The sequence below is a fragment of the Blautia luti genome, from assembly GCF_013304735.1.
Classification (GTDB): Bacteria; Bacillota; Clostridia; order Lachnospirales; family Lachnospiraceae; genus Blautia_A.
On sequence record NZ_JAAITI010000088.1, the window covers coordinates 1 to 1,416 of the forward strand.

Below are 1,416 nucleotides of genomic sequence, written 5' to 3' on the forward strand. Positions count from 1 at the left end.
TCTACTACAATATATTTATGGTTAATATCCCTTACAGCCAGTAAGGAATTATCCATCTTGTTGCTTAAGCTGTATAATGATGGAGCAATCGGTATATCGAATACTTTCTTGGACTCCGCGTCCGTAATTAAGACTGATAACCAGCTCCTCATTCGCAGCGTTCGTTTTATGCAGGTTGAATCGCCATAGGTGCATTCGCGTCACACCACAGTAGATTGAATAGGCAATGAGTAAAACTGGTACTTATCCATTGCAATAATCTTAAGGAGTGACAATTTATGAACGCAGTAGGTATCGATGTTTCAAAAGGTAAGAGTATGGTTGCTATCATGCGACCTTTCGGTGAAATTGTTTCCGCACCTTTCGAAATCAAACACACAGCCAGTGGTATCAATTCACTTGTAGAACTCATCAACTCTGTTGAAGGTGAGTCCCGAATCGTGATGGAGCACACAGGGCGTTATTATGAAGTCCTCGCTCATCAGCTTTCAGAGGCAAATCTTTTCGTCAGTGCCATTAACCCAAAACTTATCAAAGACTTTGATAATGATTCTCTTCGTAAAGTGAAATCTGATAAAGCAGATGCTGTTAAGATTGCCCGATATACTCTTGACAAATGGCAAAATCTTAAACAGTATAATGTTATGGATGAATTACGCAATCAGCTCAAAACCATGAACCGTCAGTTCGGCTTTTACATAAAACACAAGACGGCTATGAAAAATAATCTTATCGGCATCCTTGACCAAACCTATCCTGGTGTCAATACTTACTTTGACAGTCCTGCACGCAGTGACGGCAGCCAGAAATGGGTTGATTTTGCATCTACATACTGGCATGTAGACTGTGTCCGTAAAATGTCCCTGAATTCCTTTATCGACCATTATCAAAACTGGTGCAAACGTAAGAAGTACAACTTCAGCCAATCCAAAGCTGAGGAAATCTATGGAAAAGCAAAGGAACTTGTTCCTGTACTTTCAAAGGATGCCATTACAAAGCTTATTATTAAGCAGGCTGTAGACCAGCTTAATAGTGCCTCTACAACTGTTGAGTCACTACGCACTCTCATGAATGAAACTGCATCCAAACTCCCGGAATATCCTGTCGTTATGGCTATGAAAGGGGTTGGAACTTCACTTGGTCCTCAGTTGATAGCTGAGATCGGAGATGTTTCCCGTTTCACTCACAAAAGTGCTATTACTGCATTTGCCGGTGTAGATCCCGGTGTTAATGAATCGGGAAGTTATGAACAAAAAAGTGTTCCAACTTCCAAACGAGGCTCCTCTGATCTTAGAAAGACTTTATTTCAGGTAATGGATGTCCTGATTAAAACGCATCCGCAAGATGATCCTGTTTATCAGTTCTTAGATAAGAAACGTGCTCAAGGCAAGCCTTACTATGTCTATATGACTGCAG

The 1,416-nt window shown here is 40.8% G+C and carries 1 protein-coding gene; it reads left to right on the forward strand.

Annotated elements, in window-relative coordinates; all coding sequences use genetic code 11:
- Window positions 1-278 precede the first annotated feature (278 nt).
- Window positions 279-1,416: IS110 family transposase (locus G5B06_RS18530; RefSeq protein ID WP_173772720.1), on the forward strand; the 1,138-nt coding region annotated here is incomplete at its 3' end.